The sequence below is a fragment of the Caproicibacter fermentans genome, from assembly GCF_009746625.1.
In the GTDB taxonomy this organism is placed as follows: domain Bacteria; phylum Bacillota; class Clostridia; order Oscillospirales; family Acutalibacteraceae; genus Caproicibacter; species Caproicibacter fermentans.
Genome location: NZ_VWXL01000012.1, coordinates 1 through 15,970, shown reverse-complemented (window position 1 = coordinate 15,970; position 15,970 = coordinate 1). Strand labels below are relative to the sequence as shown.

Sequence of the window (15,970 nt, the reverse complement as noted above, 5' to 3'; positions counted from 1 at the left end):
TGCCGTTCGCCGCCGCGACGCCTCCCGTCAATACGGACGCGGATAGCTTCTCGCCCGCTTTGACCGGCGAGGCCGTCGGGGCCGTCTGGATAGCCGGCGTTATTTTTCCCCCGGATACCGTCACCGCTACCAGAATGCCGCCGACCGTATTGTAATCCGCCGTATCCGTCGGCGTGAAAATCACCTCGTAGCTTCCGGAGCCGGCAACCGTCATATCCGGATGCGCCCATGAGAACGCGCCGGGAATTTGCTTGCCGTTCGCCGCCGCGACGCCTCCCGTCAATACGGACGCGGATAGCTTCTCGCCCGCTTTGACCGGCGAGGCCGTCGGGGCCGTCTGGATAGCCGGCGTTATTTTTCCCGGCGTATAATCGATAGGCGCGGATTCCGCCGGAGCGTAACGGTCATCTGTCGCCGGAACATAGGCCGCTTTCAGCGAGACTTTGTTTCCGTTCGCTGGCGTCCAGCTGATCTGCGCCGTGCCGTTTGTCACCCCCACGGGAGAACCGAGTGAGGTGCCGTTCCCGGTGAACTGAACCGTTCCGGGAAGGGACGCGGAATTGAATTGATATTTTTGAACATCCGGATTGTGTTTTGTGACGCTCGCGCTCAGCGTGACCGTTTCGCCTATCTTTGCGGAAGCGAGTGTCGGAATGGTCACTTCCAGCCTGATTTTGCCGTTCGCATCGTAACAGCCGCTAAGGTCATTTCCGCTTGCGTCCTTAGCGCCCGCGCCATGAATTACGCAGTTCATGAACTGAGGACGGCTGTCATCCGGGTTTGACGCGTTCGTTCCCGCCGAAAGCAGTTTCACCGCCGGGCCGTCGACTGTACTGACGTCGCCCACGGTCAGGCTGCCGCCGCTATCATTCTTCTCGCCGGACCCGATGTCTTCTCCGTCCTGCCCTTTGGCAGTCACCTGCGTGTCCGCACCGGAAATGGTAACAGTACCGCCCGCGCCGCCGTTGGTAAAGTACTTTCCGCCGCCGATGCCCGCGCCGCCGCTGCCGCCGGTCGCCGTAACCGTGCCGCCGCTGACCGTAACGGTGCCGCCTTTGCCGTTGTAGCCGCCGCCGATCCCCGCGCCGTTATAACCTCCGTTTGCCGTGACCGTGCCGCCGCTGACCGTAACGGTGCCGCCGGAGCCGTTCAGTCCCCCGCCGATGCCCGCGCCGTCGCTGCCGCCGGTCGCCGTGACCGTGCCGCCGGAGACTGTAACCGTACCGCAGCTACTCTCACCATTTCCGCCGATGCCCGCGCTATTCATCTTGCCGGTTGCCGTCAGAAAACCGGTTCCCGAGATGCACACCGTGCTGCCCGCGTTGACCGCAAGCCCGGCGCGTTTGCTGCTGCTCTCGCTTGTGTCGAGCGAATTGCTGCCTGCAAGCGTAATGTCGGCTTCCGCGCCGCTTTCTATTTCAAAGGCCGCGCCGTGGGTAGGTTTGGCGTGCGCGTCTTGCAGGGTAATGTCCTGTGTGCCGCTCTCAACAGTGATACTGTGCTTGACCTTATCGCTGTCCTTGACAGCATCGCTGTGCGTAATCTTGTAACGGCCTCTGTAGGCAACCTCATTCCCGCCGCCCACGGAGTACCCGTTCTTTGTAATGACGATGTCGCCATTGTCAAGGTACAACGTCCTAATCTCGATTGCATGTCCGTCAGCATCATATTTTGTTGTGGTGCCGCCGATGATGATTGTGCAGTCCTTGTGGGTAAAAGGCGATGCGTCCGTCCCCAAACCGCTTTGCATGGTCACAGTGGCGCCGCCTGAAACGGCCAGAGAGCAGTTTTTGCCGCCGTTGTGGCCATTGCCGATATCCGCGTCTCCGTTCGGATCTGCTTTTGCCGTGACCGTGCCGCCGCTGATCGTGATGGTGCCGCCGGAGCCGTCCATTCCGCCGCCGATGCCCACGCCGCCTGCGCCTCCGTACGCCGTGACCGTGCCGCCGGTGATCTTGATGGTGCCGCCGGAGCCGCTATAGCCGCCGCCGATGCCCGCGGCGTTGGTGCCGCTGTGCGCCTCAACCGTGCCGCCGGAAATTTCGACCGTGCCGCAGCTTTGGTTATAATTTCCGCCGATGCCAGCGGCGTATAATAGTTGGCCGTAAGCCGTCAGAGAACCGGTTCCCGAGATACGCACCGCGCTGTCTGCGTTGACCGAAAGCCCGGCGCAGAAGTCGCTGCTGCCGCTTGAATCCAGCGAATTGCTGCCAACGAGCGTAATGTCGGCTTCCGCGCCGCTTTCTATTTCAAAGGCCGCGCCGTGGGCAGATTTTGCGTGCACGTCTTGAAGCGTAATGTCCTGCGTGCCGCTCTTGACAGTGATCGTGTGGCTGACATCACCGCTGCCGTTCTGCGTAATCACGTAGCCGCCGGTGCAGAGAACCTCATCCCCGCCGCCCACGGAGTACCCGTTCTCTGTAATGACAATATCGCCGCTGTCAAGGTACAGCGTGACGGGAGCGCCGTTCCGCATTGTCCCGCTGTCGTTTACCGCGGCGAACGCACCCGCCGTGTCCACCCCGAAAACGCTCAGGATCATCGTGAAACATAATAAGAAAGAAAGCGCTTTTTGACTGATTGAGTTACTGTTCATTCTTTTTCTCTCCTTGTATTATCAAGTTTTGTTCGCCTTCCGGCTAAAACACGCCGATCTGCCTGGTGGAGTCGCCCCTCGGCCGGATTCCCGTTTTCACGTCCACCCGTACGGACGCGTGGGTCAGGAGTTTGTTTTTATTGTCGTACACGTCGAACATGATATATGCCGTGCCGGGGCCGTTTCCGGTTGCGGTCTTGCCGCTTACCTTATCAGGTTTGTTTCATGCTTTTCTACCCGGTCGCAATTAGACTTTTCAGGGGTTTATTCATCCCGCATGTCGAACAGGATATTGTCCAGCGTGAAACCCAGCGGAAGATTAGGCGTGCCTCCGTCCCAAAAAATCCGTTTATCCTCGAAATGCACGTTTCTGAATTTTTCCGGAGATTTCAGGCTCTGAAAAAAAATCGTGTCGACTTTTTTCCTCATATCTAAAATAATTTTATCCCCATTGCTCAGAGCGATGGTTAAGGTATAATCGTCATGCGGGATGACTCCGATGATCCTGCTCATTTTACCGTCCCTTTCCGTCAAATTCTAATACCGGTATCCCGTATATCATACAATCGGAAGCCGGCATAGCAAATACCCCAAATGGGGTATTTTAAAACAGTAAAACAGCAAGCCCGAAAAGGTTCCGGACTTGCTGCGTAAGCTATTTGATTGAGAGGGGCTTATGAACCGACAGAATCGATCATCAAAAGCAATATCGAGGTGATCCTTCTGTTGCCGCCGGGCGGGGGCCTTTCGCCATTAGTCCCCGCCCGGCACAATATCGGGGGATAAGCCGGGATTCTCTCCACAGGAATACTCCCTTTTCCACTGTGCAAGCGCCGCGTCGGACATCTGTGTTTCACAGTGCGGCAGTTCGCAGCCGCCGCCGACGGACTGCAGCGTAATGGGGGCCGCGACGGTCGGACAGTCCCTTGTTTCAAGCAAAAGGCAGCCCTGCTGCACGATGTAGTTCACATGCGGCTGCAGGACGGCGTTAATAAACAAATTCTGATAAAAAACCGAATTCGGATTCGGAATTCCATTTTCCCCGTACATGCGGATCTCATCCCGGTTTGTATAAATTTTCCCACCGCAGGAGTATGCGTTGTAGTGGAAGGCCTCCGCGTGGAAAAGGCGGCCTTCCGAATCACGAATGGCGATGGATTCCAGAATGACGGGAGCTCCTTTCGAGGGGGCGTCCGATGTGGTCAGTTCCAAAAGGCCCTTTCGAACCCGGTAGTTTACTTTCGGCTGAAGGACGCCGTTGATAAAGAGATTGAAATAGGACACCTCACAGGGAGAGGGAATCCCCTGGGCTCCATACTCTTTTATTTCGTCTTCATCGGTGTATTTCTTTTTCACTCCGTCGGAAACGGCGTTGTACTGCCAATCGGAAACCTCCATGATTTGGCAGTCCACATTTCTCCATGTGGTAAATAAAATAATGACGGGCGCCCCTTTGGCAGGAACGTCCTGCGTTTTAAACGTCAGTTCTCCCCTTTTCAAAAGATAGGTTGGTTTTGGCTGCAGTACGCCGTTTACGAATACATCGTAATAGGAAACTTCTTCCGGGGAGAGGATTCCCTCCCCGCCGTATTTTTTCAGTTCGTCGCAGTCGCGGTAAGTCCGCCTGACGCCGTCGGAAACGGCGTTGTATTGGGAGAGCTCCGCGCGGAGCTCGACATTTTTATAACAGATACAGCATCCGCTGCAAAAGCGGACACTGTCAAAAATCCTGTTCGCACAGATGCAAACACGGTCGATTTCCCGCAGACGGGAATCTATCCGGGGGACGAGCAGGCTGCAGTCTTTCTTGGCGAAAACGACCGTTTCCATGCGAATCAGCAGCTTGACTCGCTCAAATCCGGGATTTTCCCTGCAGCCGCAGGGAAGCGCCCAGCAATGAAAGCTCTGCAGCTGAAAGGTGAAAAAACTCCTTTTGGGGGCAGAAACCTGGACGGACTGAACGATATAAAACGGAATCGGGACGGAAATTCTTTTTTCATCCAAATATACTGATACATAACCTTCTATTGCGACCGACAGGTTCTTTTGTTTTACCTTATTCCCCGAAAGAGGCAGCACCGTATAGAGAATGACGCCCGGATCGTATGGACTGACGACAGTTCCGTATCGGTCGGTCAACCGGCAGGTAATGAAAGGACAAAGATTTGACATGGCGTTCACCCCGGGCAATAATTCTTAGCCGCGATCCCTTTTATATTATTCCCCAGACGCATTCTGTGACACATTCTCGTGCCGCTCAGCGGATATTCACCAGGAGGTCGCTCCGCCGTCAACGCAGAGGTTTTGCCCCGTGATGTAACTGGACGCATCGCTGGCCAGAAACACGGCGGCTCCCATGAGTTCCTCCGGGCGGCCGAAACGCCCCAGCATGGTTTTTTCTCCGAGCGCGGTCATGAAATCCCGGTTCTCCTGAACATTCTGATGAGGAAACGGGCCGGGGGAGATGCAGTTTGCCAGGATACCCCGCCTGCCGTAATAGGCGGCAATGTATTTTGTCAGCTGAATCACAGCGGCCTTTCCGGCGCCGTAACAAGCAGGGCTGCCGATTCTGCTGTCGCCGCCGTATAGTTCGGGATTCGGCGCCATCACGCCGTACATGGACGCAATATTGATAATTTTCCCGTATTGCCGGTTCAGCATGTACGGCAGAACCTCACGGACACAGCGGAAAGCCCCGCCGGCCGTCCCCTGAATTCCCCGATCCCACAGTTCGTCGGTCATCGTTTCGACAGAGCCGAAAACGGACGAATACGCATTGTTGACCAAGGCGTCAATTTTTCCGAACCGCTCGCTGGCAGTGCGGAACAAAAGCCGGATGCTGTCGGTATCCAGAATATCGACGCGTTCCCCCAGCGCTGCGATCTTGTATTTCGCGGATAATTCCTCCGCCAGCGCCCGGCAGCGCGCGACATTCCTCGAAGCGACGACCAGCGAGGCGCCGTATTGCGCGAAAGCCTCGCAGAGCGGCCCGCCCAGGTAGCCGGCCCCGCCGACGACAACAATCGTCCTGCCCGTCAGATCAAAAAGACTGTTCAAAACAATTCGCCTCCGCGTCCGTTTTATCCCGTCCGTCCCGGAGAAGGTCAGATTTCTTCCCCAAGATAAGCAAGGATGTCATCAAGAAAAAAATTGTGAACTCCCCTGAAAAAATGCCCGTAAATTTTCCGCATGAAAAGGAGATCCTCTTCCGTGTCCACCGTAAACCGGATACGGCTGCGGTTTTTCCCGCAGTTATAAGCGCCGCGGCTTTCCTGCGAAGTATACATATACGGGGTGACATGCTCGCGCTCATAGGGCGTGATGGCCCTGCCGTTCGCTTCCTCCAGCAGCGAAGCCGTAAACACCTCCGCGCCGACGCCAAGCGGGAACCCCTCGGTACGGGCATAGCGGTACCCGCCCTTTTCAAAATATTTGACGGTTTCGTCGAGCACCTTTGGATCAAAAAGCGGATTGTCCGCGGTAACACGCACGATCGCATGGGACGGGTGCGCCCGGGAAGCCTGACAGAAACGGCTCAGGACGTCGGTCTCGCTCCCGCGGAAAACCTCCGCGCCGATTTCATGCAGATAAGCGGACAGGACGTCGTCCCTCGCGCCCGTAGGAATCGCCACGACGATCCCCCCCACCCTTTCCGACAGCCTGAGCCTTTCGATTACATGCCAGACGATCGGTTTGGAGCACAGATCGGCCATGACCTTTCCCGGCAGCCGGGACGAACCCATCCGCGCCTGTACGATCGCCAGATACGGCAGCACTGGCATCCCCTCACTTTCTCCAAAGGAACGGGGTGACCACCCGTTCGGGAACATCCTGAAATTCTGAAAAGATCAGCCGATATGCCTCCGGGTCCATCCCCTTTCGGGCGGCGCGGGCATATTCCTCAAGCTGCTTCACGCTGTCCGCGCCGAAAATCAGGTAATCGATGTATGGGTGCGCGGCGGCAAAGCCCGCCGCGCACTCCAGCGGCGAAAGAGACACTTCCCCGCACAGCTCCTGAAACTGCGCGACATAAGGCGCCGCAAAGCCCATGAAATCGGGGAGCCGTTCGGGCGGCATCGTCAAAAGCCCCTGCAGCAGCGAACTGCGCGCGAAAATCGTCATTCCGCGCTCCCTGGCCCTTCGAAAAAATCCGCTCCGGTCGAGTCGCCGGTCCAGAACGTTGTACGGCACCTCAATCACGTCAAGGCCGTCATAGGCAAGGGCTGCCTCCGCTTCCGCGGGGGCATATACCGACACCCCGACTCGGTTCACGGCCCCTCGGTATTTTTCCCCGATCAACGCTTCCACGGCGGGCGTGCGGAAAACATATTCCGCGTTATGAAACAAAAGGCCGTCCAGACGATCGCTCTTCAGCCTGTGCATACTTTGTTCGATGTTCTGTTCCAGGACGGCTTCGTATTTCTTTTCGGGAACGCCGTCCAGGACCCCCTGCCTCAGCTTGGTCACGACCCGGGCGGAATCCCGCGCGCCGCTTTTTGCAAGATAATCTCCCAGAAGAACCTCGGCGTCGCCATAGTCCGCCGCCGTATCGAACAGGGAAATCCCCAACTCCAGAGCGGCGTCCAGCAGCTTTCTCGCCTCTTTCGGATCAGGTTTGCCGTTTCCCTGAATGCCATAATCGGTTCCGAGCTGCGCCGTGCCCAGCGCCAGTTTCATCTTGCGTCATCCTCTCGTGATCCCTGTCATTTCCCGTCCGCCCAATGAGCCGTCCCATCTTCCTACAATATATTTTTTCCGCCCCAAATATATGCGAAACCCGATCCTCCCGAGTCATTACGGCGCACATTTTTTCCATAGAAACATAAATTGAGAAAGGATAAAATAAAACTTCGCTGTTGCTGCGGCGAAGCAAAGGGAAAAGCAGGTGTAGTATGCTGAATGGAAAAACGGTGCTGATCACCGGCGGAACCGGATCCTTTGGGAAGGCGTTTTCCAAGCGCGTATTAGAAAACTACGACCCTAAAAAGGTGATTATTTTTTCACGCGACGAGTTCAAGCAGTGGCAGATGAAAATGACGTTTGCAAAGCACCTTGATAAAATGCGCTTTTTCATCGGCGACGTCAGGGATAAGGAACGGCTTTACCGGGCTTTTGACGGGGTGGACTACGTGGTGCACGCGGCGGCGATGAAACAGGTTCCCGCGTGCGAATACAATCCGTTTGAAGCGGTAAAGACCAATGTTCTCGGGGCTTACAACGTGATCGACGCCGCGATCGACTCGAATGTTAAAAAAGTCGTCGCCCTGTCCACCGATAAGGCGGTCAACCCGGTAAACCTTTACGGCGGCACCAAGCTGGTTTCCGACAAACTGTTTATTTCCGCCAACGCTTACGCGGGCGCGAAAAAAACGGTTTTTTCCATTGTGCGCTACGGCAATGTCGCCGGAAGCAGGGGGTCCATTATTCCTTATTTCCGCTCCCTTGTCGAAAAGGGCTCGACTTCTCTGCCAATAACGGACCACAGCATGACACGGTTTTGGATCACGCTCGAGGAAGGCGTCGACCTTGTCCTGAAGGCGCTGAGCGAGTCCTATGGAGGAGAAACCTATATTTCAAAAATCCCCTCCTTCAAGGTTACGGACCTTGCTCAGGCGATCTGCCCCGGCTGCGAAATGCCGGAAGTCGGCATCCGGGAAGGCGAAAAGCTGCACGAGGTCATGATTACGAAAGAGGATTCTCTTACCACCTACGAATACGAAAAGCATTACGTCATCTATCCGCGCATGGACTGGTGCGACCCCGGCAAGTACAATCTGGACGGCGCCAAAAAGGTCCCGTATCGGTTTGAGTATTGTTCCGGCACCAATACGCAGTGGCTGAATGTAAGCCGGCTCCAGTCCTTGCTGACAAAGATCCCGTTTGAAAACGGCCATTCCGCCGATTGATTTTCGGCATCGGCTGTTGTATGGGGAGGTTCTGATACATCAAATGGAGAACAAAAACGCGGCTGCGCCGCTTGCCGTGAACGGAGGCAAACCGGTGCGCGATACTTTTCTGAGCTATGGCAGACAGTATATTGACGGGGACGATATCGCCGCCGTAACGCGGGTGCTGAAAAGCGATTTCCTAACCTGCGGCCCCATGATCGAGAAGGCCGAGCAAAAGTTATGCAAGGTGACGGGGGCCGCCTGCTGCGTAGCGGTGTCGAGCGGCACGGCGGCCCTGCACACGGCATGTCTCGCGGCCGGCATTGGAGCCGGAGATGAGGTCATCGTTCCCCCGATGACGTTTGCCGCCAGCGCAAATTGCGTGCTGTATTGCGGAGGAATTCCCGTGTTTGCCGACATCGACCCCCATTCCTGGAATCTTTCGCCGGAGGCGGCGGAGCAAAAGATTACGGACCGCACCAAGGCAATCATCGCGGTGGACTACATGGGGCAAGCGGCGGACCTCTACGCCCTTGGCGACTTGTGCCGAAAGCACAATCTGATTCTGATCGAAGACGCGGCGCATTCCATGGGCACGCGGTATGACAACCGAACGGTGGGCAGCATCGCCGACCTGACCGCTTTTAGCTTTCACCCGGTCAAAACCGTGACCGCCGGGGAGGGCGGAGCCGTCACGACCAACGACGATTCACTCTGCGAAAAGGCCCGGCTTTACGGGAAACACGGCATCACGCGCGAAAGAGAAAAATGGATCCGCAGAAATGAAAACGAATGTTATTACGAGCAGCAGGCTTTGGGTTACAACTATCGCATTACCGATCTGCAGGCGGCGCTTCTCTGCAGTCAACTGGATAAACTGGAGCGGTTTTCAAAAAGGAGAAAAGAACTAACTGCTTTTTACAACAAAGAATTCTCCCCGATGCCGGAAATCATTCTTCCGAAAGAAATCCCTTTATCGGACACGGTCCGGCATCTTTATGTCGTCCGCCTCGACACGGAAAAGCTGACAGCCGGCAGGGACGCCGTACTCAAGGCGCTTCGTGCCGAAAATATCGGCGCGGCCATCCATTATATCCCGGTCTATCTGATGCCGTATTACCAACGGCTTGGCTATCGGGAGGGACTCTGTCCGAATGCGGAGGAACACTACAGGGCCTCGCTGACCCTCCCTCTTTTTTACTCCATGACGGACCAGGATGCTGCCGACGTGGTATGCGCCGTAAAAAAAGTAATCGGCTTTTACAGAAAACCGGGATAGCGGGATTCCCTTCCCCACCGACTTTCGTGAGATTGGCAGGAGAAGACAGTATGACTTTCTATGAGAAACTCTGCGGCCGCGGACCTTACATCATTGCGGAAATGTCCTCGAACCACGCGGGAAGCCTTGAAAACGCCCTGAAAATCGTTCGGGCGGCCAAAGAAGCGGGGGCGGACGGGCTGAAACTGCAAACTTACACGGCCGACACCATGACGATTAACTGCAGCCGCGACTGCTTTCGAATCAAAGGCGGTCTTTGGGACGGCAGGCTGCTTTACGAGCTTTACAAGGAGGCCAGTACCCCGTGGGAATGGCATGGCGTGATCCGGGACGAATGCATGAAACTTGGGCTGGACTTTTTTTCTACGCCCTACGACCGCAGCGCCGTGGATTTTTTGGATGCGCTGAATGTTCCATGCTTTAAAATCGCGTCGTTTGAACTGGTGGATCTGCCGCTGATCGAGTATGCCGCCTCAAAGAGAAAGCCGCTCCTGCTGTCGTGCGGCATGGCCTCCTTAGAAGAAATCGGCGAGGCACAGCGGGCGGCGTACGGGCGCGGCAACCGTGAGGTCGTGCTGCTGAAATGCTGCAGCGAATATCCGGCGAGATACGGCGATATGAACCTTGCGGCCATCCCCGAACTGAGAAAAACCTTTTCGCTTCCCGTCGGCTTTTCGGACCATACGCCGGGAAGCATTGCAGACGTTGTCGCCGTTTCGCTGGGCGCCTGCGCGATCGAAAAGCATCTGTGCCTGAGCCGCGGCATCGACAGTGCGGACAAAGCCTTTTCCCTGGAACCCGGCGAATTCCGCAAAATGGTGAAAAACGTGAGGACGGCGGCGGAGATCATCGGCGGGAAGGCGGGCGGAACGTCCACCCTCGAAAAGGAAAGCATGCCGCTCCGGCGCTCCGTGTTCGCCGTGAAAAGCATCAGGGCCGGCGAGCTTCTCACCGAGGAGAATATCCGCGTGATCCGTCCCGGCTGCGGCATGAAGCCCAAATATTATTCCCACGCTCTTGGGAAACGCGCGCTGCGGGACATTGAAAGGGGTGAGCCGATTGAATTCGGACTCTTTGGCCCGGGATAAAAACGCCTGCTTCGAATCGGACCGGCTGCTTTACCGCGGCATTACCTGGGAAGACGCCGCCCAGATCGTGGCATGGCGCAGCAACGGGCAAATCATCCGCTTCTTTCGGTCGAAAATTCCACTCACGATGGAAACGCACTTGGCGTGGTTTGAAAAATACCGGGACGACGCGACAAGGTTTGATTTCATGGTTACCGAAAAAGCAAGCGGTCGAAAAACCGGGATTGCCGGCCTGCAGAATCTGTGCGGAGAATCGGTCGACGTTTCCTATTTCATCGATCCTCTATCGCAGGGCAGGGGCTTCGGCACCGAGGCAATCCGGGCGATAAGCGCCTATGCTTTTGAACATTTCAAGCTGAAAAAGCTCGAAGCCGTAATTCTTACAGGGAATTGCGCTTCGCAAAAGGCCGCGGAACAGGCAGGATTTCTTCTTTACAGCCAAACCTACCGGTTGGAAAAGCCGAGGAAGATTAATGATCGTGATTCGTGCGGGCGCTGACCCGGCAATCGGCACGCGACATGCGAATTGATTCCTTTCCAGCGCGGCAGGACTTTCTTCCATCGGCAATAGCATTGTCATGATCCGGCCGACCCGGACCCTTTTGCTCTGATTATAAAGATGAAGATAACGTGCCATGATTCCGGCTGAGAACGTAACACCTTGCGCCGTCGGCCGAATAGAATGCAGTAACGAAGCAGAATTTTCATAAAGAAACTGTGCCGAATGGGAGGAACTCAGATGGAACGGAGCGAAGAAGCGAAAATTCCGGAATTCCGCAGCCTAATCGCTGCTATACGGGAGGAAGCCGGTCCGCTGAAGGATGTGATCTTATCGAAGGCGGAAGAGGATGAGGAAAACAAAATCCTCAGTGATTTTGACAACGCGGTCCAAATCCAGGTTTTCGGAACGCTGGAACATTTAAAGGCCTATCAGCTAAACGGATGGAGGGAATTAGTCGATGGAGAAGACGACGGCGGAAACGGACCCAATGCAGCCAAAGCCTGAAAAGAAGCGTCTGCTGAAATTTTTGGAAGCGGCGGTCGGGCATTTCCGGGTCGGAGAGGACAACGAGGGCATGGACAGCTTTTTGAACGCCATGGAGGAGCTGGAGCACGCGGTCGAAACCGACCGGCTTTCGCGGGAGCCGCAGATTGACCTGAACCGCCTGCTGCTCCCCCTTCAAAGGCTGTATCTTTCCATGCGGAATCGGGATATTACCGGTCTTACCGATCTGCTGGAGGACACACTCATTCCCTTGACCAATGAATGGCGGAAGGGGGGCGGCGAAATATGAAAACAGCCAAACCGGACGAGACAAAAGAGATGTATGAAAAAAACCTTGCGCTGCTGTCGCCATGGCTGAAAGCCTCCATGTCTGAAATTTCTGACAGTGAGCTCCGGGAAAAAATAGAAGTCACCTACAATGAGGAGGGGTACCCCGTCTGCCGTTACCGGCAAGGGGACGTCAGCTTCCATATTACGAGCGAACATCCGATCCGGGAAGCGAAAACCTGGTATCAATCGATTGCGCCAGGAGGACCGGCCGAGGTGTTCCTTTACGGGACCGGATTTGGGTATGCGCTTTTCGAGCTGTTCGCCCACAAAGAGCCCCACACGCTTGTGGTCGTGTTTGAACAGGACCGCTATTTGTTCAAGGCTATGCTGTATTATTTCGACCTGTCTCAACTGATTCAGGAAAACAAGATCGTATTTCTCATCGGGGACAGCTCTTACTTTAGAGAGGCGTTTCAGGAGCTATTCTACAATATGCTCTTTTTCGGCGTCACGCATCCGGCCGTTGTGCTTTCCTTACCCGCCGTGCGGAACTTTAAAACGGAGTATCTTGAAATCCACCGGTATCTTTTTCGGGATCTGTGTTTTCTGTCATCCCTGCTCGGAAACAGTCATCAGGACAACATGACCGGCCTGAGGAACATGCTGGCCAACGTCCGGGAGATTCTGGAAAACCCGTACCCGAGCTGCCTGAAGGAAAAATACAGGAACGTTCCGGCATTCATCATTTCCAACGGCCCGTCGCTGGACCGAAGCATCCAGAAGCTCAAAGGGATTCACGGCAAGGCCCTGATCCTCTGCGTGGAGTCGGCCATTGTTCCGCTCACCAAAAGCGGAATCACTCCGGATATTCTGGCAATCGTCGAACGGACAAAATACACCTATCTGTACCATTTTAAAGACCGGAATTATTCCCCCGACATTGCCCTCCTTGCGCTCGCGGTAACTGACCCGAGAGTCTTTCGCTCTTTTGCCGGAGAAAAAATCCCCATCCTCCGCAAGGGGGAAGACTTGAACCGTTGGTTCAACCAAAACCTGGGCGACGGGAGCGAGTTGGACGCGGGTGCAAACGTATCACATTTTGCGACGTGCATAGCAATGTACCTAGGCGCCGATCCCATCATATTTGTGGGGCAGGATTTCGCCTACGGACCGGACGGCCTCACGCACAGCAAAGACGCGGTCATTTCACAGGAAACCGGAAAGCAGGCAAGAGAACGGATTCATGCCATTCCCACGGTCTATGTGGAAGGAAACAGCGGAACTATGATTCCCTCCAACCGGCTTTGGGCGGATTTCCGGCTGGGCCTGGAGCACATCATCGAGGACCATCCGGAGCATCGTTTCTATAACGCCACGGACGGCGGCGCAAGAATCCACGGAGCCGACCGGGCTGAGCTCGGCGAACTGATCCGGCAATACTGCGTCGAGCCGATCCCGTCCCGGGTCGGCGAACTGATTTCGGAATACAAGGCGAACATCTCCATCGCGGAGCGCAGGACGCGGCTCGGCGGTTTCATCACCGACGTGGAACGCTACGCCGTTTTATTCCGCAATCTTGCTAAGGAAATGAATTTAAAAAAGCTGAAATGCGACAAGATGCTGCTGCTGTGCAGCAGGGAGAAAGAACAAGACCGCCGGACACTGGAGGAAGCCTATCAGGAAAATATCGACGCGTTTCATCAATTTGCGGAAAACGTCTTGTGCCGCACCTTTTTTCAACAGTTGAAATGCGCTTATTTTCACCTGCTGGACCGGTTGGGGACGGTCGATACGCCGGAAAAAACGGCGCAGGCATTTAGCCTTCAGAGCCGGTTTTACAATGATCTTCGTGTGGTCTGTCAGAGCCTTTCCGTCACTTTGGCAGAAGCGGCGGATTCCCTCCGTGCTTTTTCGGAAGAGCCGCGGGAAAAGGCGGTGTGAGCTATGGCTAAAGAAAAGCAGCTCAGTCTGTGCGTCATTACGAAAAATGATGAGGCGTTTCTTCCCGTTTGTCTGAACGACATGCAGGAAACCGCCGACGAAATTCTTGTGGCCGACCTCGGCTCCGTCGACCGAACGGTCGAGCTGGCGGAACGGGCGGGAGCAAAAGTATACCGGCCCGTGTGGGAAGACGATTTCAGTAAAATCAAGAATTTCTGCATGGAGCACGCAGCCGGAAAATGGGTGCTGTTCCTACAGGCAGACGAGGAAATTTCTGAGGATGGCCGTAAAAAGCTGAAGTTTCTTCTGAAGAACCCCAATGCGGAAGGCTATCTCTTTTCTATTGGCTGCGACCCGAAAGAACGCAATATCACTACCCACACACAGTTTCTCCGGCTGATCCGTAACCGGGAAGAATATCGCTTTTGCTGCCGCTCCTTTGAATGGATTCCGGATGAAGTCCTTTTCTCCATCTGTGATTCCCGTCTTTGCATTGCGCACCGCGGAGAAAAAGCAGTGGGATGGCAGTTGGAGGAACGGAAACGCCTTCTGGAAAAAGATCTGGAGGAACACCCGCAGGACAGCTACGTGAGGTATCTGGAAGGGATCGAATTCCTGAATCGCGAAAATTGCCGGGAAAGCGCCGCCTCTTTGGAACAGGCGCGCCAAACGATCGGCTGCGGGCGCTTTTACGGTCCGCAGCTGTACAAATGCCTGGGGGTTTCCCTGCTGTCCCTCGGACGGTATGAGGAGGCCGAGGAAATCCTTGGCGAAGGTCTCCGGCTTTATTTCTTTTACAGCGATCTGCTGATTCTGCGCGCGGAACTGTACCGCCGGCTTGGCCGGAACCGGGAAGCGCTGGAGGACTTGAAAATCTGTCTCGCTCTCAGGAAAGAAGCGGATGCCCGCATACCCGGGCCGGAAATCGAGACTTCCGTCATTCGGGAAATGATGGAAAAAATCAAAATCTGCTAACACTTAGCGTTAAAGTCGTCCTACCCTGTGTCACCGGGAAGAGATAACCGACATAAAATAAAGTAGCTTAATACGGATGCGCTGCTCCTGACGAATCGGGTGGCCGCAAGCCGCGTCAATAATCTTGCTGATTGAAATCAGAGTCGGTCCTTCCGTATTAGGATTCATACGGAAAGGAGAAAATAGTATGGCAATCAAATTATTTCAACTGGCATCCACATCCTCGTCCATTCTGGATACCAACTACTTTACTACGGTAACCGCGTCTACGCCTATCGCGGTAAACGCCTCGGCAACATGGTCGGCCGCAAGATGGTCCACGGGCAGCGGCGCAACTGCAACTGGATTTGCTTCGCCGGGAGTTGACGGTAAATACCAGATGTTTATCAACGGCGTATTGCAGCAAAGTACCAACGTCACGGTCGTTACCGATTCAAGTGTCCACTTTGTAAACAACGGTACCGCTACCTATACAATCGCATCCGGTACGCCCATCACTCTCACCCTTGGAAAACTCGGCTCTACAGGGAAAGTGGTTGTGCCGTAACCTCTGCCGTAAAAAGCACCTGACTGATTCAGTAAAAGGGCCTTCCGGTTTTTCCCCGGAAGGCCCCCGCCAAATTTGTAGAAAAATTGGGCATCTGAAAATTCATAATTTTCGGTTGGAAATTACGGGGCGAATGCCCTGCTTTTTTTATACTCATTGAAGGAGAAGACAGCGGCTGGAAGTCTCTGCGGTAAGACGCAGGACGAAGTCGAAGCGGAAGCCGACCGGGAAGAAGAACGCGGAAAGGAATTGAAAGTGCGCCCTAGTATAATTACACTAAGGGAATGGAACGGTACGAGAGGACAACCACTCCCCGCGCAACAGGCTCCCATAGACGCAGCCGGTCATAGCGTTTAAGCTGATACCAAACAGGAATATGA

Annotated in this window: 14 protein-coding genes and 1 pseudogene; 9 read left to right on the top strand and 6 right to left on the bottom strand. The window is 55.1% G+C overall.

Annotation, left to right across the window (positions count from 1 at the left end; genetic code table 11):
- The 6 genes and pseudogenes from CAFE_RS20275 to CAFE_RS01820 form a co-directional block, all read right to left on the bottom strand.
- Positions 1 to 2,596, bottom strand: a pseudogene (locus tag CAFE_RS20275) (hypothetical protein); the annotation flags it as partial.
- A 264-nt stretch (positions 2,597 to 2,860) separates the two neighbouring features.
- Positions 2,861 to 3,109, bottom strand: a complete 249-nt coding sequence (locus CAFE_RS01840; protein WP_066643770.1) for a DUF2442 domain-containing protein — start codon at positions 3,107 to 3,109, stop codon at positions 2,861 to 2,863.
- Positions 3,110 to 3,349: 240 nt separating this feature from the next.
- Positions 3,350 to 4,768 (bottom strand): DUF4183 domain-containing protein, encoded by a 1,419-nt coding sequence (locus CAFE_RS01835; RefSeq protein WP_156989648.1) that lies wholly within the window; start codon positions 4,766 to 4,768, stop codon positions 3,350 to 3,352.
- A gap of 96 nt (positions 4,769 to 4,864) precedes the next feature.
- Positions 4,865 to 5,653: an SDR family oxidoreductase gene (locus tag CAFE_RS01830; RefSeq protein ID WP_156989647.1), complete on the bottom strand. Its 789-nt coding sequence runs from the start codon at positions 5,651 to 5,653 to the stop codon at positions 4,865 to 4,867.
- 47 nt (positions 5,654 to 5,700) lie between these two features.
- The gene (locus CAFE_RS01825) at positions 5,701 to 6,378 is read right to left on the bottom strand and encodes a cytidylyltransferase domain-containing protein (RefSeq protein ID WP_066643773.1); all 678 of its coding nucleotides are present in this window, start codon (positions 6,376 to 6,378) and stop codon (positions 5,701 to 5,703) included.
- Between the two features lie 4 nt (positions 6,379 to 6,382).
- Complete coding sequence (locus tag CAFE_RS01820) at positions 6,383 to 7,273, bottom strand: aldo/keto reductase (RefSeq protein WP_156989646.1); 891 nt, start codon at positions 7,271 to 7,273, stop codon at positions 6,383 to 6,385.
- A gap of 215 nt (positions 7,274 to 7,488) precedes the next feature.
- On the opposite strand from CAFE_RS01820, the gene pseB reads away from it, so the two are divergent.
- The 9 genes from pseB (at position 7,489) to CAFE_RS01775 (ending at position 15,590) form a co-directional block, all read left to right on the top strand.
- Complete coding sequence (pseB, locus tag CAFE_RS01815; protein ID WP_156989645.1) at positions 7,489 to 8,502, top strand: UDP-N-acetylglucosamine 4,6-dehydratase (inverting); 1,014 nt, start codon at positions 7,489 to 7,491, stop codon at positions 8,500 to 8,502.
- A gap of 43 nt (positions 8,503 to 8,545) precedes the next feature.
- Positions 8,546 to 9,763: a UDP-4-amino-4,6-dideoxy-N-acetyl-beta-L-altrosamine transaminase gene (gene pseC / locus CAFE_RS01810; protein WP_156989644.1), complete on the top strand. Its 1,218-nt coding sequence runs from the start codon at positions 8,546 to 8,548 to the stop codon at positions 9,761 to 9,763.
- Positions 9,764 to 9,813: 50 nt separating this feature from the next.
- Positions 9,814 to 10,851 carry a pseudaminic acid synthase gene (gene pseI / locus CAFE_RS01805; protein ID WP_066643777.1) on the top strand — a complete coding sequence of 346 codons (1,038 nt, stop codon included), beginning with the start codon at positions 9,814 to 9,816 and terminating at the stop codon, positions 10,849 to 10,851.
- On the top strand, positions 10,823 to 11,350 hold the full coding sequence (locus CAFE_RS01800; RefSeq protein WP_166525045.1) for a GNAT family N-acetyltransferase: 528 nt from the start codon (positions 10,823 to 10,825) through the stop codon (positions 11,348 to 11,350). The genes pseI and CAFE_RS01800 overlap by 29 nt, the downstream gene beginning before the upstream one ends.
- 240 nt (positions 11,351 to 11,590) lie before the next feature.
- Positions 11,591 to 11,857, top strand: a complete 267-nt coding sequence (locus CAFE_RS01795; RefSeq protein WP_066643779.1) for a hypothetical protein — start codon at positions 11,591 to 11,593, stop codon at positions 11,855 to 11,857.
- The gene (locus tag CAFE_RS01790) at positions 11,811 to 12,146 is read left to right on the top strand and encodes a hypothetical protein (protein ID WP_139104012.1); all 336 of its coding nucleotides are present in this window, start codon (positions 11,811 to 11,813) and stop codon (positions 12,144 to 12,146) included. The genes CAFE_RS01795 and CAFE_RS01790 overlap by 47 nt, the downstream gene beginning before the upstream one ends.
- Positions 12,143 to 14,068: a motility associated factor glycosyltransferase family protein gene (locus CAFE_RS01785; RefSeq protein ID WP_166525044.1), complete on the top strand. Its 1,926-nt coding sequence runs from the start codon at positions 12,143 to 12,145 to the stop codon at positions 14,066 to 14,068. The genes CAFE_RS01790 and CAFE_RS01785 overlap by 4 nt, the downstream gene beginning before the upstream one ends.
- 3 nt (positions 14,069 to 14,071) lie before the next feature.
- Positions 14,072 to 15,043, top strand: a complete 972-nt coding sequence (locus CAFE_RS01780; RefSeq protein ID WP_066643782.1) for a glycosyltransferase — start codon at positions 14,072 to 14,074, stop codon at positions 15,041 to 15,043.
- A gap of 187 nt (positions 15,044 to 15,230) precedes the next feature.
- On the top strand, positions 15,231 to 15,590 hold the full coding sequence (locus tag CAFE_RS01775; RefSeq protein WP_066643783.1) for a DUF4183 domain-containing protein: 360 nt from the start codon (positions 15,231 to 15,233) through the stop codon (positions 15,588 to 15,590).
- The last annotated feature ends 380 nt before the right edge of the window (positions 15,591 to 15,970 follow it).